The sequence below is a fragment of the Streptomyces sp. GESEQ-4 genome (assembly GCF_017948455.1).
Lineage (GTDB): Bacteria > Actinomycetota > Actinomycetes > Streptomycetales > Streptomycetaceae > Streptomyces.
This window is the reverse complement of sequence record NZ_JAFFSU010000031.1, coordinates 67,437-92,323: the sequence shown is the minus strand read 5'-3', so window position 1 is coordinate 92,323 and position 24,887 is coordinate 67,437. Positions and strand designations below refer to the sequence as shown.

Here is a 24,887-nt window from a genome sequence, read left to right as displayed (position 1 = left end):
GGACAGCAGCGCCTTCGCCTTGCGTGTCTCGCGGGTGAGGCGGGCCGGCCCGGCGGGGGGGCGGCGGGGGGCGGAGGGGGGGGGTCCGGGGGGCGGGGGTGGGGAGTTGTACGGCGGTGTTGGTCCAGGGGCGGGGGCCGGACCCGCGCTTGCGTGACCGCCAGGCCACGCCCACGGTCGCCTGCCCGGTCGCGATGGCGGCGGCGAGATGGGCGACGGTGGCGCAGGAACCGCCGCCGCCGTAGCCGACCTTGCTGAAGAAGGTGAGGTCGCCGAACCCGACGGCCTTCGCCAGCTCCACCTCGTCCGTCTCCTCCATCGTGTACGAGGCGAGCGCGTCGACCTCGCCGGGCGCGATACCGGCGTCGTCGAGAGCGGCGAGAACGGCACGGCAGGCCAGGGTCCGCTCGTCGTCGGGGAGGTGCTTGGCGAAGGGGGTCTGCCCGATGCCGACGATGGCGGTGGCGTCCTTGAGTCCGGCCATGTGCTGCACACCTCCACGCTGCTGAAGGGCTGCTGACAGGTCGTCAGAGTACAGCTAATCTGACGGGTAGTCAGCTATGAGGTTGGGGAGGCGTGCTGTGCGCGGTGACGTGGAGTGGAGCAGCATCCCGGGACTCGTCCGGTCCGCCGCCGAGCGGTACGCGGGCGACGAGGCGGTGGTGGAGGGCCGCACCCGGATCTCGTACGCCGAACTGGGCGCCCGCGTCGAACGGTCGGCGGCGGCCTGCATGGCGAACGGGATCGAGCCCGGCGACCGGGTCGGGATCTGGGCCCCGAACTCCCTCGACTGGATCGTGGCGGCGCTCGGCGCGGTGTCGGCCGGGGCGGTGCTGGTCCCCGTCAACACCCGCTTCAAGGGCATGGAGGCGGCGGATGTGCTGCGCAGGAGCGGGGCGCGGCTGCTGTTCGTGACGGGGACGTTCCTCGGGACGTCGTACGTGGCGTCGCTGCGGCGGGCGGTCGCGGAGGGGCCGGGGCTGCCGGAGCTGGAGCAGGTGGTCGTGCTCTCGGACGACGCCCCCGCCGACTACCGCACCTGGAAGGACTTCCTGGCCGGCGGCGAGGGAGTGGAGCCCTCCGAAGTGCGAGCACGCTCGGCGGCCGTGGACGGTTCCTGGCCGTCGGACATCGTCTTCACCTCCGGTACGACGGGCCGTCCCAAGGGCGCGGTGATCACGCATGCGCAGACGCTGCGGGCGTACGAGGTCTGGAGCGATCTCGCCGGGTTGAGGCGCGGCGACCGCTACCTCATCGTGAACCCCTTCTTCCACACCTTCGGCTACAAGGCCGGCGTGATCGCCTGCTTGATGCGCGGCGCGACGATGATCCCGCAGCCGGTGTTCAACGTCGACACGGCCCTGGCGAACATAGCGGCGGAACGGGTCTCGGTCCTGCCCGGCCCACCGACCCTGCACCAGTCGCTCCTTGACCACCCCGCGAGGGACGCGCACGACCTGTCCGCGCTGCGGCTGGTGGTGACGGGCGCCGCGGTGGTGCCGTTGCGCCTGGTGGAGCGGCTGAGGGGCGAGTTGGGGGTCGAGACCGTACTCACCGCATACGGCCTCTCGGAGGCGAGCGGCATCGTGACGATGTGCCGGCGGGGAGATCCGCTGCCGGTGATCGCGTCGACCTCGGGCCGGGCGATCCCGGGCACGGAGGTGCGCGTCGAGGCACCGGTCGGCGAGCCCGGCGAGGTCCTGGTCCGCGGCTTCAACGTGATGCGCGGCTACTACGAGGACGAGGCGGCGACGGCCGAGGTGCTGGGGTCGGACGGGTGGCTGCGGACCGGCGACGTGGGCGTGCTGGACGACGAGGGCAACCTGCGCATCACGGACCGCATCAAGGACATGTTCATCGTCGGCGGCTTCAACGCCTACCCGGCGGAGATAGAGCAACTCCTCGGCCTGCATCCCGATGTGGCGGACGTCGCGGTGATCGGCGTACCGGACGCGCGGCTCGGCGAGGTCGGGAAGGCGTACGTGGTGCGGCGGCCGGGGGCGGTGGTCACCGGCGACGACCTGATCGCGTGGGCGCGGCGGGAGATGGCGAACTACAAGGTGCCGCGGGTGGTGGAGTTCGTGTCGCAGCTGCCGAGGAACGCTAGCGGGAAGGTGGTGAAGGGCGAGCTGCGATCGGGGTGAGGGGCTGCGTCTGCTCCGGCCGGGATTCGGGGAGCGGCTGAAGCTGCGGTGACTGGCTGTTCTGGCTGTTCTGGCGGTGCCGGTTGCCGGAGGCGCCGGCCGTGGTGCTGCTCGCCCGGTCCGGCGTCTCGGCCATGACGACGGCGAGGACGACCCAGAACAGGACGTCGATCCGGTCCAGGTTGGCCGGGTGATCCATCATGCCGATCAGGAAGAACCCGGTCAGCGAGGCCAGTCCGACGGTGCCGAGGACCGACTTCGCGCGGGCGATACGGGCCGCGTGCAGCCAGGCGACGACGGTCACGGCGAGCATCGCCAGCAGACCGAGGGCGCCCGTCTCGACGAGCCAGTTCAGCCACATGTTGTGCGCGTGCACGAAGACACGGTCGCCGGGGGCGGTCGCGGAGATGACGGCACCGGCGCGGCCGAGGCCGACACCGAGGGGGTTCTCCTCGGCCAGCGTGAGCGCGGCGTCCCAGGCCTGCCCGCGGACGCCGAGGGAGTTCCCGGCCTGCGACACGGCCCAGATCGCGGCAGCGGCGGCGGCCAGCCCCAGCGCCCCGAGCGTGGCGACGATCCGGCGCTGTGCGCGGTCGGCGAGGCGGGGGGCGAGCCAGTAGGCACCGGCGAGGACGAGCAGGCCGGCGGCGCCCGCGACATACCCGGCGCGGGAGAAGGTGGTCAGCAGCGCCCCGTACGCGACGACACCGACGAGGACCACGGCGGTACGGGCGGTGCGCTCGTCGACGGAGACGGCGGCGAGCAGCACGAACGGCACCAGCAGGACGAGGAAGGCGGAGAGCAGGTTGGGGTTGGCGAAGGTGCCGATCGCCCGGATCAGGACGTCGCCGCCGGTGTCGTCGCACGAGATGTCCGTGAGCAGCCCGGTACGGCAGAAGCCGGTCGGCGTGTCATTCGTGAACTGCGAGAAGGCGGCGGTTGCGGCGGCCCCCACGCCGACCAGCACCAGCAGCCCGATCGCCCGCCACGACTCCGGCTGCGTGCGGCGCAATCCGACGACGAGGTAATAGCAGGCGAGCACCGTGACCAGACCACGGAGTGGGGCGGTCGGCTGTCCGCCGTGGACGGTGGACGCGGTCGCGGCCAGCACCAGCACGCCGATCGGGATGTCGAGCCGGGTACGGAAGTCCCGTATTCGGGCCCGCGTCGGACCGGGCAGCAGCAGAGCGACGAACCCGACGACGACCAGCAGTCGCAGCGGGGTCACGATCCCGACGAGCGGATCGTCGGGGAAGAAGTCCGTCGCCGCGTCGACCAGGATGACGGCCACCACACCGAGCGGCACGAACTGCACGAACTTCTGAAAGGCCCCCGGCAGCCCCTGGCCTGGCGTTGCCGTCGTCCGGTCGTATGCCATGACACCTGAGCCTGGCGGTGAGGGGAGTACGGGGGGTGTCGAAGGGGCGAACGGGGTGGAGCGGGTGTGGGGATGGTGGCCGGCGCGCTCGCCGCCTCGTTGGGCAACTGGAGCGGCTGGTACGACGCCGGCATCCCGATAGCAGACAAGCGCTACCGCGACCACATCGCCGAGTTGGACACGAGGGAGTACGAATGAGCACCGTCAGCTGGGAGGAAGTCAAGCGTCGGGTCGAGGAGCAGCGGAGGGCAGCCGGACTGCCGGTGCGGACCGCTGAGGAGAAGCGAGCCGACATGGACCGCCTGTACGCCGAGATCCGCGCCTACAAGCTGGCGGAACTCCGCCGCGACCAGGACCTCACGCAGCGTGAGATCGCGGATTCGATGGGCGTCTCCACTCCCCGGATCTCGGCGATCGAGCACGGCGAGATCGACCGCACCGAGGTGGCAACCCTGCGCTCCTACGTACGGGCACTGGGCGGAGAACTCCGGGTGGTCGCGGACTTCGGGGACACTCAGTACACGGTCGCCTGAGACTGACGACGAGCTGTGGCCTGGTGAGTGCCTGACGCATGCTTCGGCCGCGGCGGCATCCCCTCCGCGCCGCCGCGGCCGATCCCCGTGTGGAGTTGGTCTGTTCAGGCCTCTTCGCCCGTCGCGTGATTGTCGAGCGGCTTCACCGTGCCGCCCGTCGCGTGGTTGTCGAGCGGCTTCACGGTGCCGCCCGTCGCGTGGTTGTCGAGCGTGGTGATCTCTTCGTCGGTCGCGTGGTTGTCCTGTGTGGTGACATCCGTGGCGTGGTTGTCGAGCGGCTTGACCACGGTGTCCTTCTTGGCATCGCTCATGGACTGGCAACTCCCCTTCATCGATGGGCGATGCCCGTCCGGCAACTCCCCCGCGGGCCGCCGGACGGGCATGTCAGGGTCGTACACCCTAGCGGTGATGATCACCGCTGACCCGTCTGCCCCCCGACGCGACGGATCGACAAGGCACAGACTGCCGTGGCGCGATAAACGAACGATGAACGCTCTGCCGGACCTTGAACGACAAGCTCAGGCGGCCGCCGCCGGGCTGAGCAGGAGCCGTACGTCGGCGGCCTCCGGGGAGTCCAGTGAGTCGTAGATGGACAGGGCCTCCTGCCAGCAGGCGCGCGCCCGGCCGGTCTGGTTCAGGTCGCTCAGGGCGCGGCCGAGGACGGTCAGGATGTTGCCCCGGCGCCATTCGCCACCGATGCCGCGCAGGACGGCCTGGGCCTGCTCCGCCAGAGCCGCGGCCTCGGCCGGCTTGCGTGCCGCGAGATGCGCTTCGGCCATCCGGAAGAGCGTCATCCCCTCCCAGAGCCGCTGCCTGCTGTCGCGGAACACCTCCAGGGCCTCGGTGAGCCGGTCGACCGCCGCGCTCAGTCCGCCCTGGCCGGTCAGCGCCATCCCCAGGGCGTAGCGGCCGTTGGCGCCCCGGAGGGTGTGGCCCAGGCGGTCGTAGATGGCGATGCCTTGCTGCGCGAGTTCCACCGCGCTGCCGACCCGGCCCAGGGCGAGGCGGATGCGCGAGAGGTTGCAGAGTGCGCTGGCCTCCCCGGCGAGGTTCTCGTCCTGGCGGAAGCTGTCGATGGCCTGCCGGAGATACGCCTCACCGTCGGCGTAACGGTTCTGGTAGAGCGCGATGATGCCGCGGTCGTTGGCGGCCCAGCACCTGGGTGCCAGGTCGTCCGCGATGTGGGCCAGCTCCATGGCGTGCCGGGCCTCTTCGTCCGCCTCACTGAAGCGTCCGGCCACGAGATGGACATTGGTGAGCGTCGTGAGCGCCCGGCTCAGCGCCCGTGGATCCCTGGCCCGGTCGGCCGCACCCCGCAGCGTGAAGGCGACAGTCTCGTACTGCTTGGAGTTGGCGCCCGACTCGGCGAGATCCTTCGCCGCCCACAACAGGTCCACCGCCCGCCGCAGCACGGCGTTCCCGGTGCACTGCTGGGTGAAGGCGAGCAAGGCATGCGCTTCGGAGTACAGCCAGTCCTGCGCCGCATGCCGGTCCGAGAAGCTCAGCCCGGGGTAGTCCGTCCGCTCCAGGTGGTCCACCAGCCGGTCCCCGGGGCGCTCCTTCGCATAGACCCCCGCCGCGGTGGCCAGGTAGAAGTCCAGCAGCCGCGACATCGCCGCGTCCCGCTCGCTCGGCGGCCACTCGTCCCGTTCCGCGCACGCACGCGCGTAGAGCCGTACGAGGTCGTGGTACCGGTAGCGGCCGGGCGCCGCCGATTCCAGCAGCGAGGTGTCGACGAGGGCCTCCAGGAGGTCCTCGGTGTCTTCCACGGGGAGGTCCAGTACCGCCGCGGCCGCCGCCAGCGAGATGTCGGGGCCGTCGGGGAGGCCCAGGAGGCGGAAGGCGCGTGCCTGGGCCGGTTCCAGGGCCCCGTAGCCCAGCTCGAAGGTCGCCTTCACCGCCAGGTCGCCGGCCTGGAGTTCGTCGAGGCGGCGGCGTTCGTCCCCGAGTTTCGCCGCCAGCACCGACACCGTCCACGTGCGCCGGGCCGCCAGCCGGGACGCCGCGATCCTGATCGCCAGCGGCAGGAAGCCGCATGCCGCTACGACGTCCAGCGCGGCCTCCCGCTCGGAGGCGACGCGTTCCTCGCCCACGATCTTGGTGAAGAGCAGCAGCGCCTCGTCGGGGGACATCACGTCCAGGTCGACCAGGTGGGCGCCCGCCAGGTCCACCATCCGGACCCGGGAGGTCACCAGGGCCGCGCAGCCTTCCATGCCCGGCAGCAGGGGACGTACCTGGGCGGCATCCCGTGCGTTGTCCAACACCACCAGCACTCGCCGGCCGTCCAGGACGGACCGGTACAGCGCCGAGCGCTCCTCCAGCGAGTCCGGGATCGCCGAGTCCGCGGTGCCCAGCGCGCGGAGGAAGGAGCCCAGGACCGTCTCCGGTTCCGCCGCCCGGTTGCCCGCGCCCTGGAGGTCGACGTACAGCTGGCCGTCCGGGAAGGCGGTCCGGGCCTGGTGGGCGACGTGCACCGCGAGGGTCGTCTTGCCGACGCCGCCGATTCCGGCCAGGGCGGAGACCGCCATCACGCGGCCCTCCGCCGAGGCCAGGACCTCGCTCAGCTCGGAGACGAAGGAGGCTCGTCCGGTGAAGTCGGGGACGGTCGCGGGGAGTTGGGCCGGGCGGACCGGTACGGCCGGGGGTTCGGCCACCGGTGCCGACGGTTCCGCCAGGCCGGGGTCCGCCCGCAGGATGCGCTGCTGGAGTTCGCGCAGGCCGGGGCGCGGGTCCACGCCCAGTTCGTCGGCGAGCAGGCGGCGCGTGTCGGCGTACACCGCGAGGGCCTCCGCCTGGCGGCCCGAGCGGTACAGCGCCAGCATCAGCAGCTCACGCAGCCGCTCCCGGAGGGGATGCGCCGCCGTCAGGGCGGTCAGTTCCGACACGCTCTCCGCGTGGCAGCCCTGTTCCAGGTCCATGTCCAGGCGGGATTCCAGGAGTTGGAGGCGCCATTCCTCCAGCCTCACCCGTTGCGCCTCCGCGTACGGGCCCGGCACCCCCGCCAGCACCTCTCCGTCCCACAGCGACAGCGCCCGGCCCAGCACCTCCCGCGCATGGCACAGGTCCCCGCCGTTGCGTGCCTTCTCCGCCTCGGTCGCCAGGTCCTGGGCGGTGGTGAGGTCCAGGGAGCCGTCGGGCAGGCCCCGGATCGCGTAGCCGCCGGACTCGCTGGCCAGGACGCCCGGGGTCAGCACCTTGCGCAGGCGGGAGGCGTAGGTGCGCAGCGCCGCCAGCGCCTGGGACGGGGGTTCCTCGCCCCAGAGGGCGTCGATCAGTTCCGCGGCGGTCGCGGTGCGGCCCTCGCGGAGCAGGAGGGCGGCGAGCAGGGCGCGTTGCTGGGGGGAGCCGGTGGGCAGTTGCTCCTCGCCGCGCCATGCGCGCACCGGTCCGAGCACGCTGAAGCGCAGCGCCGCCTGCTCCTCGGCGGAACCTGGACTCCGCTGCTGAGGCACCCGCGGTACTCCGTCCATGCAGTCCCCCTAGCCGACCCGACAACTAGGTCAGTTTGCCTTGTGCATGCCGGATGCGTCAGCTCTGGAGGCCACGATCACAGGTGGGCACGCGGGATACCACAAAGCCCACACACCCTCTCCGCACACTTCCGCACAGACCCCACCACCATCGACCCCTCACCGCATAGCTGACGGGTCGTCAGATCAGCGCTACCGTGAGCGTCATGGAGACCACACCGGCATTTCCGAAGATCATCTCCGTCGACGACCACACCGTGGAGCCCGCGGACGTGTGGCAGAACCGGCTTCCGAAGAAATACCTGGACATCGGACCGCGCATAGTCCGCGCGCCACTGAAGGAGATGTCCTTCCTCGGCGGCCGCTTCAAGCCCGTCATGGGCACCCCCGGCGGCGACGACGGACCGATCGGCGACTGGTGGATCTACGAGGATCTGCACCGGCCGCTCACCCGCCTGGACACGGCGGTCGGCTACAGCAGGGACGAGATCAAGCTCGAGGTCATCACGTACGAGCAGATGCGCGTCGGTTCGTACGACGTCCCCGCCCGCCTCGCCGACATGGACGTCAACCACGTCCAGTCCGCCCTCTGCTTCCCCACCTTCCCGCGCTTCTGCGGACAGACCTTCACGGAGGCGAGCGACCGCGAACTCGCCCTTCTCTGCATCCAGGCCTACAACGACTGGATGGTGGAGGAGTGGTGCGGGCCCGAGGCCCGGGGCCGGCTCATCCCGCTCACCCTCATTCCCCTCTGGGACGCCGAGCTGGCGGCGGCGGAAGTACGGCGCAACGCGGCCCGTGGAGTGCGTGCCGTCGCCTTCTCCGAGATACCCCCGCACCTCGGCCTGCCCTCCGTCCACACCGACTACTGGGACCCCTTCCTCGCCGCCTGCGCCGAGACCGGCACCGTCGTCGCCATGCACATCGGCTCCAGCAGCCGTATGCCCTCCACCTCCGCCGACGCGCCGCCCGCCGTCGGCTCCACCATCACCTTCGCCAACTGCTGCTTCTCGATGGTGGACTGGCTGATGAGCGGCAAGTTCGAGCGCTTCCCGGGGCTGAAGGTGATGTACGCGGAAGGGCAGATCGGCTGGATCCCGTACATCCTCGAGCGCGCCGACATCGTCTGGGAGGAGAACCGGGGGTGGGGCGGGGTCGCGGACAAGGTGCACCGGCCGCCGTCCGAGCTGTTCGCCGAGCATGTCTACGGCTGCTTCTTCGACGACGCCTTCGGGCTGCGCAACCTCGACGCCATCGGGGTCGGCAACGTCCTCTACGAGACCGACTACCCCCACTCCGACTCCACCTGGCCCGAGTCCCGCAAGGTCGGCGAGACACAGATGGGGCACCTGGAGGCGGACGTCGTCGAGCGGATCGTACGGCGTAACGCGATCGAGCTGCTGGGGCTCACGGACGACGGGCTGTGGGCCGGCCCCTGAGCCGGTTCACGGACCGGTCCGTGCCGACGGCGACATCCTGGGCGTGCGACGGACGGAGAGCTGGTTGCCCTGGGTGGCCAGCATCCGGCGGACCACGGGCTCCGGCATGCGGACCACCACCGGGCGGGCCAGGGTCGTCTCCCGTACGGCCGTACTCGTACGGCCGCCGCGGACCCGGTTGGTCACCTGAGCCACCACCCTGACGTCCAGCGTGAACTGGACCAGCACGGACTTCGTCTTCGGCTTGTGCATCGGCGTCGAACCGGAGGAGTTCGCCGTGGCGTCGGTCGCGCCGCCGGAGCCGCCCGTGTTGCCCATCAGCTGGTTGAGGCGGAACTGGTCGGCGTTGAGCAGGCCCGCGCCGAACATCGGGCGGGCCGCCCTGCTGCGGTCGGTGGAGCTCTGGCCGTCCTCCTGGGTCGGGCGGGGCGCGTCCAGATCGCTCTGGCCGATCGTCTCGAAGGTCATCTTGTCGCCGACGCCCAGCACCAGGCCGTTGCGCAGCCGCGCGTGCAGGGAGGCGTTCAGATTCTGGCCCTCCGCGCCGGAGGCGTGCACCGGCGGCAGGTCGACGCCGGCGGAGGTGAGCAGCGGCAGCGCGGCGATCAACCACTCCGTGGAGACCGCCTCGTTCAGGGCATACGCGGCGGCCTGCCCCTTGTCGCGGAACCGGTCGCCGCCGCCCGCCCGCCGGACCGCGTCCGTCACCAACTGCCGCACCTGCGGCGCCCCTTGGAAGCCGTTGACCTGCGCCTCCAGCGGCAGCCGCACTCCGCCCGCACGCCAGCCGTCCAGGCCGACCGAGCCGTCGTCACGCGAGCCGCCCCCGGCGACGAGCGCCGCGTCCTGAGCCGGAAGCTCCACGTGGGAGAGGGCTTTGAGGTCCGCGTTCAGGACGCGATGGGTCAGCGCCAGATTGTCCAGCAGGGCCAGCGCCACCCGGGAGTTGCCCCGGTACAGCTCCAGGCTCGCCCGGACCGGCACCCGCATCTTCGACGACGGCGCCGCGCCCGCCTCCGCGACCGTCTTCATACCGAGCTGGCCCCGGCTCACGGCACCGCTGCGCCGCGAGGTGCCGGACGACAGTCCGAGACCCCCCGCACCGCCGGTGCTCTTCAACTGCCCGGCCCCCGCCTCCGGTTTGCCCGATCCCGCGAGGATGCCCTCGACGCCCGTCAACACGCCCTTGTCGCGGGAGTCGGCCTGCTGGGCGACGGCCGAGGTGATGTACTCCATGTCCCGCTGGTCGCCCGCCTCGCCCAGGAACGTGCCGTCGCCGACCCGGTCGACCTTGAACACGGCCCAGTACGGCGTCCTGCGGCCGTCGAACAGCTCGACGGTGACCCCGCCGTCCATCGCACTGGCCAGCAGTCCGGCGGAACCGTCGCGGTCCAGGACCCGCAGCAGCCGCTGCACGTTGTCGTTGCGGTCGTCGAGCTGCCGGCGCGGCAGCAGATCGTCGGCGAGACCCTGCCGCCGGTTCGCGACGAGACGCGACCGCAGCTGGGCCAGCAGCGGTACGAAGTCCGGGAGATCCTCGATCATGCCGAACCCCAGCGGCAGTTCGCGGCGGAGCGACGGGCCGGGGCTGGCGGGCGCCGCGGTCGAGGACGCGCCGGAGGTCTCCGTGGCGGTCCGCTCGGCGGCCATCCCGGTGCCGACGGGCGCCGCCGACGAGGACGTGCCGGCCGCCGACGAGGACGCGCCTTCCGTGCCCGCCCCGGCCCGCTCGGCGGCCGTCCGGGAACTCTCCGCCGGGCTCTCTTCCTGTCCGCCGCCGGACGCCTTGGCCGGTGCCGAGGCGTCCAGCCCCAGCTCCCGCCGGATCTCCGCCGGCAGCTGCGCCTCCGTCAGCCACACGCCGGCCGCGGCGGGCAGCGTCTGGGCGCCCTTCGCGACGTAGGGGCCGCCGCCGGTGACCTTGACCTCCGCGATCATGTCGACCAGCACATCGCACTGGACGAGATAGAGGGGGGCCTTCTTCGGAGTGTGGGCGTTGCGCTCGACCGTGCCGGACACGGCCTGGGACCGGGCCTCGCCCTCGCTCGACGTACGGATCGCCGTCAGGCCCTGACCGGCCCGCCAGAAGCTGCCCTGCTCCGAGCCCATGACGCCGAACTGCCAGCTGCTGCTGGTGCCCTCGCCGGCCTGCCCCCCGGACTGGTGGCCGCCCAGCACGAAGGTCTCGGTGCCCGGGCCCGCGCCCCGGTGCACGAACTTCGGGTTGGCCAGCGCGAGCCGGGTGCCGACCGCGCCCTTGAGGGCCGCGAGGCGGCGCGGATAGCGGAGGTTCTTCACCACCCAGCCGGAGGACGCGGCCTGCCGCAGCGCCCCCTGGACCGCCCGTTCGCCGAACCGCTCCTCGATCGCCTGCCGTGGTGCGAGCCCCTCCGTCGCCAGCGCCGGGTCCTCGCGCAGGGTCTTGTTGCGGGCGGCGGCCTTGGACAGCAGCGCGAAGGCGAACTCCCGGACGGGCGCCGCCTCGACGGTCTCCACCAGCTGCCAGTCCCGCACCAGGGACCCGGTGGCCGGCTGCGGGACGAGCGTGGCCAGGTCGCCGATGCCCTCGGCGGCCACGTTGCCGGTGGCGGGCGCCGGCTCCCCGCGGCCCCCGACGACCGCGTCCAGCCGGTCCTTCCCCTCCCGGTCCACCGTGAACTCCGTCGGCGTGGTCAGCCGTACGTCCTGGCTGCCCATGTTCATGTACGTCACGAGCTCGGCCTCCGGCACGTCCCGGCCGGGCTTACCGGGCGTGATGCCGCGGGCGAGTTTGCGGGGCCGGGAGGTCATGGTGGCCTCCACGTCGAGCTGCAGGGCGGCCCGGAAGGCGCTGGCCGTGTCGGAGCCGTTGGCCACGACGTCCGTACGGCCGGTCGTGCCGGCCTGGTTGCGGTGGGCGCCGGTGCTGTGCCGCTCGTAGCGGGCCGAGCCGGTCAGGACGCCGGGGACGATCCGGGCCTGGCCGAGCACCAGACCGCCGATCGACCGCTGGCTGCTGCGCCCGCTCTGGGCGTTGCCGGTGACGCCGGAGTGGCCGCGCACCGACCAGTCCTTGATGTCGCCCTCGTAGGCGGTGTCGCTCAGCCTGCCCTTGACGAGGAGCTGCACGTCGTGGGAGTGCATGGTCGTCTTGCGGCGCAGCCGCACCCGGATGCCGGTGGACAGCAACTGGTCCTTGTTCACGCGGAGGTTGGTCTCCGACAGCGCGGTCATCAGCTCGCGGTAGTTGTGCCGCTGGGCCTCCTGCTCCTCGTCGCTGACCTGACCGGCCGGCGCGGCGGTGCCGAAGGCGGGGAGGTAACCGGCCAGCCGGGGATCGGTGGCGAACAGCTCGCGCACCGCCCGAAGCATGGGCCCGGTGTCGACCCGGCTCAGCGCGACGCCGGCGCCCTTCCCGTCGTAGGGAAGATGGCGCTCGACCTCCTGCTCCTCGCCGTTCTCGTCGACGCGCGTCGGCTTCTGGACGAAGTCCTCGGCGGTCATGCCGGGCGGCAGCGGCAGCCCGAAGGACGCCGCCTCGTCGGCCCGCAGGCTGATCCACACGTTCATCGAGTGCCGGGCGACCCGGGTGGCGGGGTCCAGGATCGCCTGGGCCGACCGCGGGCCCGTCCCCTCCACGGTGAAGACGACCGTCCCGGCGTAGAGGGCCTTCTCGCCTCGGACCTCCGCGCCCTGCCGGCTGGTGACGCTCTGCTCGGTCGTGGTGAAGCGCGCCTTGCGGGCGGCGCCGACCGGCATCGCGGTGCCCCGCACGACCGCCGCGTTGGCCACCGCGCCGACGCCGATCGCCGGGCCCACACCGCCCGCGACGGACCGCCCCTTGCCCGCGCTCTCCGTGACCGACGTCTGGCTCTGCTGGTGGGTGCGCAGCTGGGTCCCGCCGGTGCCCCAGGCCGGAGAGAGGCCGGTGACCGCGGCACGCAGGTGGTAACTGCCCGCTGTCTTGTCGTCCTTGGAACGCAGATCCTCGCCGACCACGCCGTCCCGCAGCAGCCGCGGCATGTCCTCCAGGACGGTCGCCGTGGAGGTCGCCCGGTACAGCCGGCTCCGGCCCGGCGCACCGGGTGCGGTGAGCGAGGGGTGCAGGACGGAGGCGACGGCGTCGAAGAGCCCACCGCCACCCTCGTGCGGGGCGGCGTCGTCGGCCACCGCGACCGGGGCCAGGGAGTCGGCGAGCGAGACGTTCCGGGCGGTGTCCGCGCTCACGGGCCGCGGTGGGGCGGGTGCGCCGATGCCGGCCGGGACCAGATGCTCGGTCGGCACGCGCTGGCTGAGCGCGCCGGAGCCGCCGAACGTCTGCGCGTCCTCGGTGCCGCCGCGCAGCTTGGCCCGTACCTCGAAACGCACCTTGCGCCGCACCTCGACCGTGCCGTCCTTGCTCCGCAGCACCCGCGGCTCGGCCACGTTCCGCTGGTGGCGGGACTCCCGGGAGGAGTGCCAGGGCTGCGCGTTGAGCATGCCGGCGCCGCCCAGCCACAGACCGGGCACGACGGGCACGAGCCCGAAGGCGAGGCCTCCGGCGCCGTGGCTGGAGTTCCCGCCGGCCTGGGAACTGGCCGTGGCGGCCGTGTTGTGGTGGACGTCGAGCTTGGTGTCCTTGCCCACGGGGTCATCCAGCCGGGCCTTGGGCACACCGTCGGTCTCCGTCACCGTCTCCGGCGAGGCGTCGGCCAGGTCGTTCTGCTGGAAGACGGGCGGCCTGTCGTCGGGGGCCCGGGAGATGGCGACGGTGATGTCCCACCACTCCTCGCCCGTACGGCCCTCCACGGCGAAGGCACGACCCTGCCCGAAGAAGCTCTCCGGCCGTCCGGTCAGTTCGCCCGCGATGTCGGCGACCGTCCCATCGGCGTGCCCGACGACCGCGGACACCGCATGCCGCACGAACTCGTGCCCGGTCAGTCCGTACGTCGAGGAGAGCCCGCCCGCCTGGAGGTTCATCAGGTACGACGGCAGCTCGAACTCCACTTCCGGGCTCTCGTCGACAGCGGGCAACTCCGTCCGGGCACTCCCGTTCCGCGCACGTTGCACCGCCCGCGAGGTGGCCGCGTTGCCCGCGGACCGCTGGAGTCCGAGCAGGGCGGGGGGAGCGGCGCCGGAGACGGGTGGCCTGGCGTTGCGGGGCGCCTGGGACGACTGCTGGGAGTCGCCGGTTCTGCCGCTGACCGGCTGCTGCTGAGTCCGCACGGCCTCAACGTAGCCAGCGCGGAGACGGTTCGAGATCACTCCGCGCACTCCTGGCACAGTTGCCGCTCGTGCTGCACCGGTGCGCCAACTCCAGTACATCCAGGGGCCATTTAGGACTCCGGCACCTCTTTGCAGCCGACCCCTTGCCTGACGGTCCATCAGCTCCCACCATGCATGTGACGACCCGTCAGATAATGGAGGACCAGCGTGTCCTACGGCATCCAGCTCCCGGTCCAGTCCCAGAGCACCCTCTACACCGAGCCCTGGGAATCAGCCGCCGGCCCCGACGACCTGGTGGCCATCGCCCGGGCCGCCGACCGCGCGGGCTTCTCCTACGTCGCCTGCTGCGACCACGTGGCCATCCCGCGCCGTCTCGCGCCCGCGATGAGCACGGTCTGGTACGACCCCGTCGCCACGCTCGCGTACCTGGCGGCGGCCACCGGGCACGTACGGCTCCTCAGCCATGTCGCGGTCGTGGGCCTGCGCCACCCCCTGCTCACCGCCAAGCAGTACGCGACCCTCGACCACCTCTCCGGCGGCAGGCTGATCCTCGGGGTCGGGGCGGGGCACGTGGAGGAGGAGTTCTCGGCGCTGGGCGTCGACTTCCAGCACCGGGGCGCGGTACTCGACGAGACCATCGACGCCCTACGCGCCGCCCTCGGCCCCGACGAATTCCCCGAGCACCACGGCAAGTTGTACGACTTCGAGGGGCTCGGGCAGCGTCCGCGCCCCGCCCAGGAGCACGTCCCGGTCTGGGTCGGCGGATCGTCGCCGGCCGCCGTGCGCAGGGCGGCGCTGAAGGGGGACGGGTGGCTGCCGCAGGGGGATCCACGAGACCGGCTGCCGGAACAGATCGCCCGGATCAGGCGGCTCCGTGAAGAGGCCGGTATCCAGGGTCCCTTCGTCATCGGCGCCATCGCCGAGCCCCTGTACGTCGGGACGCCTACCTGGGAAGTCGGGCGCCGTACCCTCACGGGCCCTCCCGACGCCCTCGCCGAGTCCCTCCGGGCCTACCGCGCGATGGGCGTGGACCAGATCCAGGTGCGGTTCCGCAGCCGGGGCCGCGGCGAACTCATCGACCAGATCGCGGCGTTCGGCGCCGACGTAGCACCCCACCTCTGAGGATCCGAGGAGACGCCATGGGCAAGCTGGACGGACGCGTCGTCATCATCACCGGCGCGGCGCGCGGACAGGGCGAGCAGGAGGCCCGGCTGTTCAGGGCGGAGGGCGCGGCGGTCGTCGTGGCCGACGTGCTGGACGACCAGGGGGAGTCCCTCGCCAAGGAGATCGGGGCGACGTATGTCCATCTGGACGTCGGCGAGGAGGCCGACTGGCAGGCGGCCGTGACCGCCGCGAAGGAGACGTACGGCCATCTCGACGGGCTGGTCAACAACGCCGGGATCCTGCGCTTCAACACGCTCGCGGACACGCCGCTCGACGAGTTCATGCAGGTCGTACGGGTCAACCAGGTCGGCTGTTTCCTGGGGATCAAATCGGTGGCCGCCGAACTGGCCGACGGCGGCACGATCGTCAACACCGCCTCCTACACCGGCGTGACCGGCATGGCGGCGGTCGGTGCCTACGCCGCCACCAAGCACGCCGTCCTCGGCCTCACCCGCGTCGCCGCGCTGGAGCTGGCCGACCGGGGCATCCGGGTCAACGCCATGTGCCCCGGCGCCATCGACACGGCGATGTCCAACCCGGCCCAGCTGGACCCGAACGCGGACGCCGCGGAGATGACGGAGGCGCTCGACGGGCTCTACCGCAAGCTCGTGCCGCTGGGGCGGATCGGGCGGCCGGAGGAGGTGGCACGGCTGGCGCTGTTCCTCACGTGCGCGGACTCGTCGTACATCACGGGGCAGCCGTTCGTGATCGACGGTGGGTGGCTCGCGGGGGTCTCGGTCGTCTGACTGACCGTCAGGTATTGACGCTTCATGCGTACGGTGCCACAGTCAGCGATCTGACGATCCATCAGATTCGTCAGATTCACATTCAGATCATCCAGCACTCCAGACCGGGGACGGTGAACCTCCTTGGAATTCGGGCTCTTTGTACAGGGATATGTGGGCAAGCGTGCCGAGACCGACCCGCTGGCCGAGCACAAGGCGCTGATGGAGGAGACCGAGTACGTCATCCAGGCCGACAAGTCCGGCTTCAAGTACGCCTGGGCCTCCGAGCACCACTTCCTGGAGGAGTACTCGCACCTCTCCGCCAACGACGTGTTCCTGGGGTACCTCGCCCACGCGACCGAGCGCATCCATCTCGGCTCCGGGATCTTCAATCCCCTCGCCCAGGTCAACCACCCGGTCAAGGTCGCCGAGAAGGTCGCCATGCTCGACCATCTCTCCCAGAACCGCTTCGAGTTCGGCAGCGGGCGGGGCGCCGGGTCGCACGAGATCCTCGGGTTCCTGCCCGGGATCACCGACATGAACTACACCAAGGAGATCTGGGAAGAGACCATCGCCGAGTTCCCGAAGATGTGGCTCCAGGAGGAGTACGCCGGGTTCCAGGGCAAGCACTGGTCGCTGCCGCCGCGGAAGATCCTGCCGAAGCCGTACGGCAAGTCCCACCCCGCGATGTGGTACGCGGCGGGCTCTCCTCCGTCGTATGCGATGGCCGCCCGCAAGGGGCTCGGTGTGCTCGGGTTCAGCGTGCAGAAGGTCTCCGACATGGAGTGGGTGCTGGAGCAGTACAAGACGGCTGTCGTGGACGCGGAGCCGATCGGGGACTTCGTCAACGACAACGTGATGGTGACGACGACGGCGATCTGTGCGCCTACTCATGCCGAGGCGATCGAGATTGCCGTCAATGGCGGGTTGCACTATCTGCCGTCGCTGGTCTTCCGGTACCACGACACGTTTCCGCGGCCGGAGGGGTTTCCGGTGTGGCCGGAGACGTTGCCTGAGTACACCGCGGAGTTCGTCGAGGTCCTCATCGAGGAGGAGCTGCTGATCTGCGGGGATCCGGATGAGGTGCTCACGCAGTGCAAGCGGTGGGAGCAGGCGGGGGCGGATCAGTTGAGCTTCGGGTTGCCGGTGGGGGTGCCGAAGGAGGAGACGTTGCAGACGATTCGGCTGATTGGGGAGCACGTGATTCCGAAGATCGATACGGATCCGGTTCATCGGACTACGCGGTTCCGTAGGGCTGCCTGAGGTTCGTTGGCGTCTGCGGGTCCGTTGGGGCTGGTCGCGCAGTTCCCCGCGCCCCTGGGTGTCTCCAGCTGCCCGGAGTTCAAGGAGGTAAGGCTCATGCTCGATCACGTCATCAAAGGGGCGACCGTCGTTGACGGGACGGGTGCGCCCGCCTACACCGCTGACGTCGGTATCCGGGACGGTCGTATCGCCGTCATCGGGGCCGTCACCGAGGAGGCTCGGAGCAGTGAGGATGCTGCTGGGCTGGTTCTCGCGCCCGGGTTTGTCGATCCCCATACTCACTACGACGCTCAGCTCTTCTGGGATCCGTATGCCACCCCGTCCCTGAACCACGGGGTGACGACGGTCGCGGCCGGCAACTGCGGGTTCACGCTCGCTCCCCTCAACCCCGACCGCCCGGAAGACGCGGACTACACCCGCCGCATGATGTCCAAGGTCGAGGGGATGTCGCTGGTCGCGCTCGAAGAAGGCGCGCCTTGGAGCTGGAGTTCCTTCGGGGAGTACCTCGATGCGCTCGAAGGACGTATCGCGGTCAACGCGGGCTTCATGGTGGGGCATTGTGCGCTGCGGCGGTATGTGATGGGGCCGGAGGCGGTGGGCGGGCAGCCGTCCGAGGAGCAACTCGGTGCCATGCTGCGCCTGCTCCATGAGTCGATGGATGCGGGGGCGTGGGGACTGTCGACCACGCAGTCCTCGACCCACTCCGACGGGGACGGGCAGCCGGTTGCCTCGCGGCATGCGAAGCCTGCCGAACTGCTGGCGCTCTCCCAGGCGGTGGGGGAGCACGAGGGGACGCAGATCGAGGCGATCGTGGCCGGGTGTCTGGATCAGTTCAGTGATGCCGAGATCGATCTGTTCGTGGAGATGAGTGCGGCGGCGGGGCGGCCGTTGAACTGGAATGTGCTGACGATCGATTCGTCCGTCCCCGAGCGGGTGCCGAGGCAGTTGGTGGCGAGTGAGCGGGCGCGGAAGGCGGGCGGCCGGGTGGTGGCGCTGACGATGCCCATCCTCACGCCGATGAACATGTCCCTCGGCACGTTCTGCGCGCTGAACCTCATCCCCGGGTGGGGGCCGATTCTGGGGCTGCCGGTGCCGGAGCGGATCGCGCGGCTCAGGGACGCCGACGTGCGGGCGGAGATGCTGGAGCGGGCGGGCAGTAAGGAGGCGGGTGTCTTCCGGCGGCTGACGAACTTCGGGCGGTACGTCATCGGCGACACGTACAGCGAGGCGAACCGTGGGCTGAGCGGGCGGGTCGTGGAGGAGATCGCGGCGGAACGCGGGCAGGACGCCTTCCAGTGCCTGGTGGAGATCTGCGCGGCGGACGACATGCGCACGGTGCTCTGGCCGATGCCGACCGACAACGACCCGGCGTCCTGGGCGATGCGGGCCGAGGCCTGGCAGCACGAGGACGTGATGCTCGGGGGGTCGGACGCGGGGGCGCATCTGGACCGGATGTGCGGGGCGCCGTACACGACCCGGTTCCTCGGGGACTGTCTGCGCGGCCGGAAGCTGGCCGGGCTCGAGCAGGCGGTGAAGATGCTGACCGACGATCCGGCGCGGTTGTTCGGGCTGCGGGAGCGGGGCCGGGTGGCGGAGGGATTCCATGCGGACCTCGTCCTCTTCGACCCGGAACGGATCGGCGCCGGCACGGCCACCCTGGTGCACGACCTGCCGGGTGACAGTCCGCGGCTGGACTCCAAGGCGCTCGGGGTGCGGGCCGTGTGGGTCAACGGCGTCGAGGCGATCCGGGACGACGTGGTGACGGGAGCGGTGCCGGGGAAGGTGCTGCGGTCCGGGCGGGACACGAGCACGGTGAGCACGCTGCATTCTCCCGGGGGCCAACCCCCGGACCCCCGGCCGGAAAAGCAGGTCGGTCACGGCACCCCGCACGACAAGAACGGGTGACCCGAAGGTGACCGAGGGACAGCGTCTGTTCGTCGGCGGTTCGTGGGTCGAACCGGACGGCGGCCACTACGAGGTGATCGACCCGGCGTCGGAGGAGACCGTCGGGTGGGCGCCGGAGGCCTCGCGGGATCAGGTGCACGCGGCCGCGGCCGCGGCCCGCGAGGCCTTCGGTCCGTGGTCGCGTACGACGCCGGAGGAGCGGGCGGTCGTACTGGGCCGGGCGGCGGACATCATCCGCGGCCACCTGGAGCCGTATGCCCGGCTGGCGCAGGCGGAGACGGGGGCGACGACCGGGACGGCGTACGGCATGCAGGTCGGGGTCGGCGCGGCCCGCTTCCGGCGGTACGCGAAGGTCGAGCCGACGGAGTGGGCGATCCCGCCGCAGATCAACGAGGCGGGCCCGATGGGCAGGGCGGCGGTGATGGGCGCCCTTGCCGTACGCCAGCCCGTCGGCGTCGTCACCTGCGTCACCTCCTACAACAACCCCTGGGCCAACCCGGCCGGCAAGATCGCCCCCGCGCTGGCCATGGGCAACACGGTCGTCGTCAAACCCGCCCCGCAGGACCCCCTGTCGGTGTTCCGGATGGCCGAGGCGCTGGAGGCGGCGGGCGTTCCGGCGGGCGTCGTGAACGTGGTCTGCGGCCGGTCGGTGGAGGTGGGCGAGGCGGCCGTATCGTCCCCCGACGTCGACATGGTCAGCTTCACCGGCTCCACCGCCGTAGGGCAGCGCATCGCCGAGGTGTGCGGGCGCGACATGAAACGCCAGCTGATGGAGCTGGGCGGCAAGGGCGCGGCGCTCGTCTTCGACGACGCGGACCTCGGCTCGGCCGTGGCCGGCATCGGGACCACCTTCTCCTTCTACAGCGGCCAGATCTGCACGGCACCGACGCGAGTGCTGGCGCAGCGCGGTGTGTACGACCGTGTAGTCGAGCAACTGGCTGACTATGCGGGCCGGTTGAAGGTCGGGGATCCGAGGGAGCCCGGAACGGTGGTCGGGCCGGTGATCTCGGCCGATCACCGGGAACGGGTCGAGTCGTATGTGGAGTTGGGCCGCAAGGAGGGCGCCACGGTGGTGACGGGCGGCGAACGCCCCGCGTACGACCGCGGCTTCTACGTCTCCCCGACCCTCCTAGCGGACTGCACTGCCTCGATGCGCGTGACCCGGGAGGAGATCTTCGGCCCGGTGGTATCCGTCATCCCCTTCGAGGAGGAGGAAGAGGGGATCGCCCTCGCCAACGACAGCGACTACGGCCTGATCGACTACGTCTGGTCCTCCGACGTGGCCCGCGCCTTCCGCGTCGCCCGGCAACTGCGGGCCGGCGGAGTGGGCGTGAACACCGTCGGGCGGAACATGGAGGCGCCGTTCGGGGGGTTCAAGAGGAGCGGGGTGGGGCGGGATGTGGGGTCGTATGCCCTGCATGCGTACAGCGAGGTGCAGGCGATCGTTTGGCCAGGGTGACAGCCGGTGCCAGGGGTCGCTCTGAGTTAAAGGTCGAACACGGCACGGAGTCAGGCCACGGGCCCCTATTACTCACCGGACCGGCGCCCAATACGGGTCACGCCCGGTCTGCGCGAGCAGCCGCTCGAACGGCGATGCCCCCTCCCTCACCGGCACCGGCTCCGCGAACACACCAGTCTTCCGGGCGGTGGGGGCAAGCTCGGCGACCGTGCCGGCCAGCTGCTCCACGACCGGTTCCGCCCAGCCGCCCACCGGGTACTCCTGGCCCGTGGCGCGGGCCAGGTCCCACACATGCACCGTCAGGTCCAGCAGCGCCATCGAGCCGACGAGCCGCGCAGGCATCTGCCAAGCCCCGGCCGCCCCCTCCTCAGCGCCGGGCACGGACCAGGCCGCCACCAGCCGGTCCGCCTCGTCAGCGAAGCGCTCGCGCCAGTCCGCACCCGCACCGACCCGGTCGGGGGTTGAGGAGAAGTCCGACTCCCCCTTGGCGGCCAGCTTCTGGAACTCCGCGACCACGTGGAAGAGATGGTTGACCAGCGATTTCACGTCGTACTCGGCGCACGGCGTGGGCGCCGCGAGCGCCGCGTCGGGCACCGCCCGCAGCACCGGAACCGCCCGGTCACGCGCCAGGCCGAGCAGCTCGCCGACGCCGTACTTGTGCTCCTGCGTGCTTTCGATGTCCATACCCCGACCGTAGGGACGCCCGGGCCCGCCCCGCTTGAACAAACGCGACGTACGATCCGACCATGGCCGCCCCTCGCCGCGACACCCGCGGCATCGTCGACCCGGCCGCGCTGCTGACCCATGTGCGGTTCCGCCGCCACCAGCCCGCCGAGCCGCTGCGGCGGTATGTCGAGACGTACTGGTTCATCGACTGGGACCTGCCCGGGCCCTACGCCTCACACGTCGTCCCGCATCCCTCGGTCAACCTCACCTTTCAGTGGGACGAGGACGAAGGACCGCCGTACGGCGAGGTGACCGGTATCCCGCTCGGCCTGTTCACCAGGAAGCTGACCGGGCGGGGACGGGTGTGCGGGGCGAAGTTCCGCCCCGGCGGCTTCCGCCCGTACGCACCCGAGGCAGCGGCGTCGCGCTGGACGGGCCGCGCGCTGCCCGCCGGAGAGGTGTTTCCGCAGGTCACGCCCGACACCGCCCGTTCGATCGTGAGCCCGGCCGACGACCGGGCCCGGCTGGCCGCACTCGACGCCTTCCTGCTCTCCCTCGCCCCCGCGCCCGACCCACAGGCCGACCTCGCCATGGACCTCGTCCAGCGCATGCGTGCCGACCGCACCGTGTGCCGCGTCGGCGACTTCGCCCACGCGCAGGGCCTCTCCGTGCGGGCTCTGCAACGGCTCTTTTCGACATACGTCGGGGTCACCCCGAAGTGGGTGATCCTCCGCTACCGCTTCCACGAGGCCCTGGAACTCGCCGGCACCCGCAGCGACCTGGACTGGGCCGCGCTCGCCGCCGACCTCGGCTATGCCGACCAGGCCCATCTGGTACGGGACTTCACCAGCACCGTGGGCGTCCCACCGGCGACGTACGCGGCGAGCGCACGCTCCGACGGAGGTTAGGACCAGGACCCGTCCGGCGCACCTCAAGCAACCAGCACGATCCGCCCCCGCACCCCGCCCTCCGCGAGCCGGACCAGCTCCGCAAAGGCATCGGGCCCACCTGGGCCGCCCTTCGCTCGATCCGTGTGGCACGCCCCGATGGTGCCCCGATCTACGAAATCCTGGACAACCTCTCCGCCCACAAGAACGCGCGCATCCTGCGCTGGGCAGTCAGGAACAAGGTCGAGCTGTGCTTCACCCCGACAAACGCATCCTGGGCGAACCCGATCGAGGCGCACTTCGGGCCACTGCGGCAGTTCACCCTGGCCAACTCGAACCATCCCAACCACAGCCCGCCATCCCGCTGTTCTGGCCGCCCAAGGACGGGAACGCGCCCGTCTCCGCAGTGAGAAGGGCATCCGCAGGGGCGGCCGCCCTCTCCTCAACGCCGCGGGACAGCACAGACACCCGTGAGCAGGATCAAACGGCAGGAATGGTGCCCTTGAGGAAGCCGATCAGCAGATCGGTAACAGTCGATGGCCGCTCCAGGCTGGGGAGATGACCTGCCCAAGGCAGTTCAACATGCTCGGCGTCGGCTAGCAGATCTGGCAGCCGGGCAGCGATCTGTCGGAAGTCCGCCAGGTCATGCGCGCCCGACACGGCAAGGCAGGGAGCCTGAATTGCCGCCAGATCAATCTCGGCCTCTATCGGCTCGAACTCCTCAGCAACGGCCATCTGCAGCTCGAAGGCCTGCCGCTGCATCCGGCGTACCGCCTCGCGAGTGGTCTCGTCGGCGTCCGGACCCAACCAGGTTTCGACCATGAGCTCCGTCGCGCCGACGATGTCGCCCGCCTCGAGCAGTGCTTCCTCGCGCTCGCCGAGCGCATTCAGTTCAGCAGAAGGTTCATGCCCGGGAAGGGCGGAGCAGACCAACGCAAGGGCGCTGACCCGGTCCGGCCACCGCGCGGCGATCTCCAAAGCGACGTGCCCGCCGTACGAGGACCCGACCAGTGCCGCCTGCCGGATGCCAAGACTGTTCAGGAGGTCCTGCACATCCTCAGCGTCGTTGTGAGGCCGGTCCGGCGCGGGAGTTCCGCCGAAGCCCCGAAGATCACATCGCACCAGCCGGTAACCGGCATCGATCAAGGTCAGCCACTGTGCATCCCACATCCGCCGGTCGCACACCCCGGAATGCAAAAGAACCAGCGCAGGACCGTCGCCGGCCACGTCATGAGAGAGCGTCATCCGAAAGATCCTATACAGCGGCTATTTACCCCGACCGAACAGCACCCTCACCACCTCGCCCATCAACCCGGCGAACCATCCCGGTCACAGCACTGGCCGACGGTCATCGTCCGGACCCCGGCCCGTCCAGATCCACCCGCACCGTGAGCAGCCCCGCCCCCACCACCCGTACCGCCGCACTGTTCATCCGCGGCAGGCTCCGCAGCCGGGCCACGGCGTCGTCGTCCGGGAGGAGGTGGGCGGTGCCCTCGTGCCAGCGGCCGTGGATCCGGACCCGCACCCTCGGGTCGGCCTTGATGTTGCGGACGTACTGCGACCGCTCCCCGAACTCCGAGACCAGCCAGAAGGAGTCGCCGACACGGCGGCCGCCGATGGGGGTCCGGCGGGGGAGGCCGGAGGTGCGGCCGGTGGTCTCCAGGAGGGTGTGGGTCGGCAGGCGGCGCGTGACGCGGTTGAGGTGACGCTGGACCGCGGTGACGGCCCGGTATTTGCGTTCGGAGTGACGGGGCATTGTTTCCGGGTCTCCTGTGTCGGGTCCGGGACGGGACTACATCATTGCCTTGAGGAGACGGGCGGTTGGGCGTAGGGGCGGTGATCGGGGTCGTGCGCGTCGTGACGTGGAACCTTTGGTGGCGGTTCGGCCCTTGGGAGGCGCGGCAGAAGGCGATCCTCGGCGTCTTGCGCGAACTGCGCCCCGATGTCGTCGGGTTGCAGGAGGTCTGGGCGACCGACGACGGGGAGAACCTCGCCGAGTGGCTGGCCGGGGAACTCGGCCTGCACTGGGCCTGGGGCCCCTCGCCCGCGCCCGAGCGCTGGCAGCGCAGGATCGGGGACGCGGCGGTCGGGATCGGAAACGCGGTGCTCAGCCGGTGGCCGGTGACCGACCACGCCGTATTGCCCCTCCCCGCCCCCACCGACGTCGCCGACGGCCGCCTCGCCCTGTACGCCCGCCTGGCCACCCCCTCGTACGAAGTCCCCTTCTTCACCACCCACCTCACTTCTGTCCCCCATGCGTCGGCGGTGCGTTGCCGTCAGGTCAGGGCCCTGGCCGAGTTCGTCGCGGAGCACCGGGGCGGCACCCCGTTCCCGCCGGTCGTCACCGGCGACTTCAACGCCCTGCCGGACTCGGACGAGATCCGCCTCTTCGGCGGCTACCGCACCGCCCCCGCCGTCCCCGGCCAAGTCCTCTACGACGCCTGGGAGTACGCCGAGCCGGGCGCGCCGGCCTTCACTTGGGACGCGGCAAACCCTTACGCCGCCGCAGGTCTTGGCCCCAGCGCCCGCATCGACTACATCCACGTGGGGCTTCCCGGTCCCGGCGGAATCGGCCATGTGCGGGGTGTGCGGCGCGCGGGCGACGGGCCTGTGGACGGCGTCTGGGCCTCCGACCACGCGGCGGTCGTGGCGGACCTCAGCGCGGGGTGA

At 71.2% G+C, this 24,887-nt stretch carries 17 protein-coding genes and 3 pseudogenes; 12 read left to right on the top strand and 8 right to left on the bottom strand.

The genetic code is table 11. The annotated features are described in order from the left end of the window. Positions 1-484, bottom strand: a pseudogene (locus KCH48_RS37060) (hypothetical protein); the annotation flags it as partial. A gap of 97 nt (positions 485-581) precedes the next feature. Here KCH48_RS37060 and KCH48_RS37055 point away from each other — a divergent pair. Further along, positions 582-2,144 carry a FadD3 family acyl-CoA ligase gene (locus tag KCH48_RS37055; protein ID WP_307841053.1) on the top strand — a complete coding sequence of 521 codons (1,563 nt, stop codon included), beginning with the start codon at positions 582-584 and terminating at the stop codon, positions 2,142-2,144. On the opposite strand, the gene KCH48_RS37050 is transcribed toward KCH48_RS37055, so the two are convergent. After that, positions 2,104-3,522: an O-antigen ligase gene (locus KCH48_RS37050; RefSeq protein WP_210581617.1), complete on the bottom strand. Its 1,419-nt coding sequence runs from the start codon at positions 3,520-3,522 to the stop codon at positions 2,104-2,106. The genes KCH48_RS37055 and KCH48_RS37050 overlap by 41 nt on opposite strands. 66 nt (positions 3,523-3,588) lie before the next feature. Here KCH48_RS37050 and KCH48_RS43035 point away from each other — a divergent pair, with 66 nt between their 5' ends. Then, positions 3,589-3,720 (top strand): hypothetical protein, encoded by a 132-nt coding sequence (locus KCH48_RS43035; RefSeq protein WP_282615233.1) that lies wholly within the window; start codon positions 3,589-3,591, stop codon positions 3,718-3,720. After that, positions 3,717-4,055, top strand: coding sequence for an XRE family transcriptional regulator (locus KCH48_RS37045; protein ID WP_210581615.1), 339 nt, complete (start codon positions 3,717-3,719; stop codon positions 4,053-4,055). The genes KCH48_RS43035 and KCH48_RS37045 overlap by 4 nt, the downstream gene beginning before the upstream one ends. Before the next feature lie 104 nt (positions 4,056-4,159). On the opposite strand, the gene KCH48_RS37040 is transcribed toward KCH48_RS37045, so the two are convergent. Beyond that, complete coding sequence (locus KCH48_RS37040; protein WP_210581614.1) at positions 4,160-4,366, bottom strand: hypothetical protein; 207 nt, start codon at positions 4,364-4,366, stop codon at positions 4,160-4,162. Positions 4,367-4,573: 207 nt separating this feature from the next. Then, positions 4,574-7,525, bottom strand: a complete 2,952-nt coding sequence (locus tag KCH48_RS37035; RefSeq protein ID WP_210581611.1) for a BTAD domain-containing putative transcriptional regulator — start codon at positions 7,523-7,525, stop codon at positions 4,574-4,576. Between the two features lie 206 nt (positions 7,526-7,731). Here KCH48_RS37035 and KCH48_RS37030 point away from each other — a divergent pair, with 206 nt between their 5' ends. Then, positions 7,732-8,964, top strand: a complete 1,233-nt coding sequence (locus KCH48_RS37030) for an amidohydrolase family protein (protein WP_246886442.1) — start codon at positions 7,732-7,734, stop codon at positions 8,962-8,964. A 6-nt stretch (positions 8,965-8,970) separates the two neighbouring features. On the opposite strand, the gene KCH48_RS37025 is transcribed toward KCH48_RS37030, so the two are convergent. Next, the gene (locus KCH48_RS37025; protein WP_210581607.1) at positions 8,971-14,148 is read right to left on the bottom strand and encodes a hypothetical protein; all 5,178 of its coding nucleotides are present in this window, start codon (positions 14,146-14,148) and stop codon (positions 8,971-8,973) included. Between the two features lie 207 nt (positions 14,149-14,355). Here KCH48_RS37025 and KCH48_RS37020 point away from each other — a divergent pair, with 207 nt between their 5' ends. The 5 genes and pseudogenes from KCH48_RS37020 to KCH48_RS37000 all read left to right on the top strand — a co-directional run bounded on the left by KCH48_RS37020 (position 14,356) and on the right by KCH48_RS37000 (position 20,664). Further along, on the top strand, positions 14,356-15,270 hold the full coding sequence (locus KCH48_RS37020; protein ID WP_210581605.1) for a TIGR03619 family F420-dependent LLM class oxidoreductase: 915 nt from the start codon (positions 14,356-14,358) through the stop codon (positions 15,268-15,270). Between the two features lie 17 nt (positions 15,271-15,287). Continuing rightward, on the top strand, positions 15,288-16,058 hold the full coding sequence (locus tag KCH48_RS37015) for an SDR family NAD(P)-dependent oxidoreductase (RefSeq protein ID WP_210581603.1): 771 nt from the start codon (positions 15,288-15,290) through the stop codon (positions 16,056-16,058). A 123-nt stretch (positions 16,059-16,181) separates the two neighbouring features. Further along, a complete protein-coding gene (locus KCH48_RS37010; protein WP_210581601.1) occupies positions 16,182-17,300 on the top strand; it encodes an LLM class flavin-dependent oxidoreductase in 1,119 nt (372 codons plus the stop codon). A gap of 96 nt (positions 17,301-17,396) precedes the next feature. Next, positions 17,397-19,121: pseudogene (locus KCH48_RS37005) on the top strand (amidohydrolase family protein); the annotation flags it as partial. 91 nt (positions 19,122-19,212) lie between these two features. Then, entirely contained in the window at positions 19,213-20,664 is a 1,452-nt protein-coding gene (locus KCH48_RS37000; protein ID WP_210581597.1) for an aldehyde dehydrogenase family protein, read from the top strand. Positions 20,665-20,736: 72 nt separating this feature from the next. On the opposite strand, the gene KCH48_RS36995 is transcribed toward KCH48_RS37000, so the two are convergent. Beyond that, positions 20,737-21,348 carry a TIGR03086 family metal-binding protein gene (locus KCH48_RS36995; RefSeq protein WP_210581595.1) on the bottom strand — a complete coding sequence of 204 codons (612 nt, stop codon included), beginning with the start codon at positions 21,346-21,348 and terminating at the stop codon, positions 20,737-20,739. Between the two features lie 62 nt (positions 21,349-21,410). On the opposite strand from KCH48_RS36995, the gene KCH48_RS36990 reads away from it, so the two are divergent. Together KCH48_RS36990 and KCH48_RS36985 are read left to right on the top strand one after the other, a co-directional pair. Continuing rightward, on the top strand, positions 21,411-22,238 hold the full coding sequence (locus KCH48_RS36990) for a helix-turn-helix domain-containing protein (RefSeq protein ID WP_210581594.1): 828 nt from the start codon (positions 21,411-21,413) through the stop codon (positions 22,236-22,238). A gap of 80 nt (positions 22,239-22,318) precedes the next feature. Further along, positions 22,319-22,691, top strand: a pseudogene (locus KCH48_RS36985) (transposase); the annotation flags it as partial. Between the two features lie 6 nt (positions 22,692-22,697). On the opposite strand, the gene KCH48_RS36980 reads toward KCH48_RS36985, so the two are convergent. Then, the gene (locus KCH48_RS36980) at positions 22,698-23,462 is read right to left on the bottom strand and encodes an alpha/beta fold hydrolase (RefSeq protein WP_210581592.1); all 765 of its coding nucleotides are present in this window, start codon (positions 23,460-23,462) and stop codon (positions 22,698-22,700) included. A 103-nt stretch (positions 23,463-23,565) separates the two neighbouring features. Beyond that, positions 23,566-23,973, bottom strand: coding sequence for a nitroreductase/quinone reductase family protein (locus KCH48_RS36975; RefSeq protein WP_210581590.1), 408 nt, complete (start codon positions 23,971-23,973; stop codon positions 23,566-23,568). Between the two features lie 92 nt (positions 23,974-24,065). Here KCH48_RS36975 and KCH48_RS36970 point away from each other — a divergent pair, with 92 nt between their 5' ends. After that, the gene (locus KCH48_RS36970) at positions 24,066-24,887 is read left to right on the top strand and encodes an endonuclease/exonuclease/phosphatase family protein (protein WP_210581589.1); all 822 of its coding nucleotides are present in this window, start codon (positions 24,066-24,068) and stop codon (positions 24,885-24,887) included.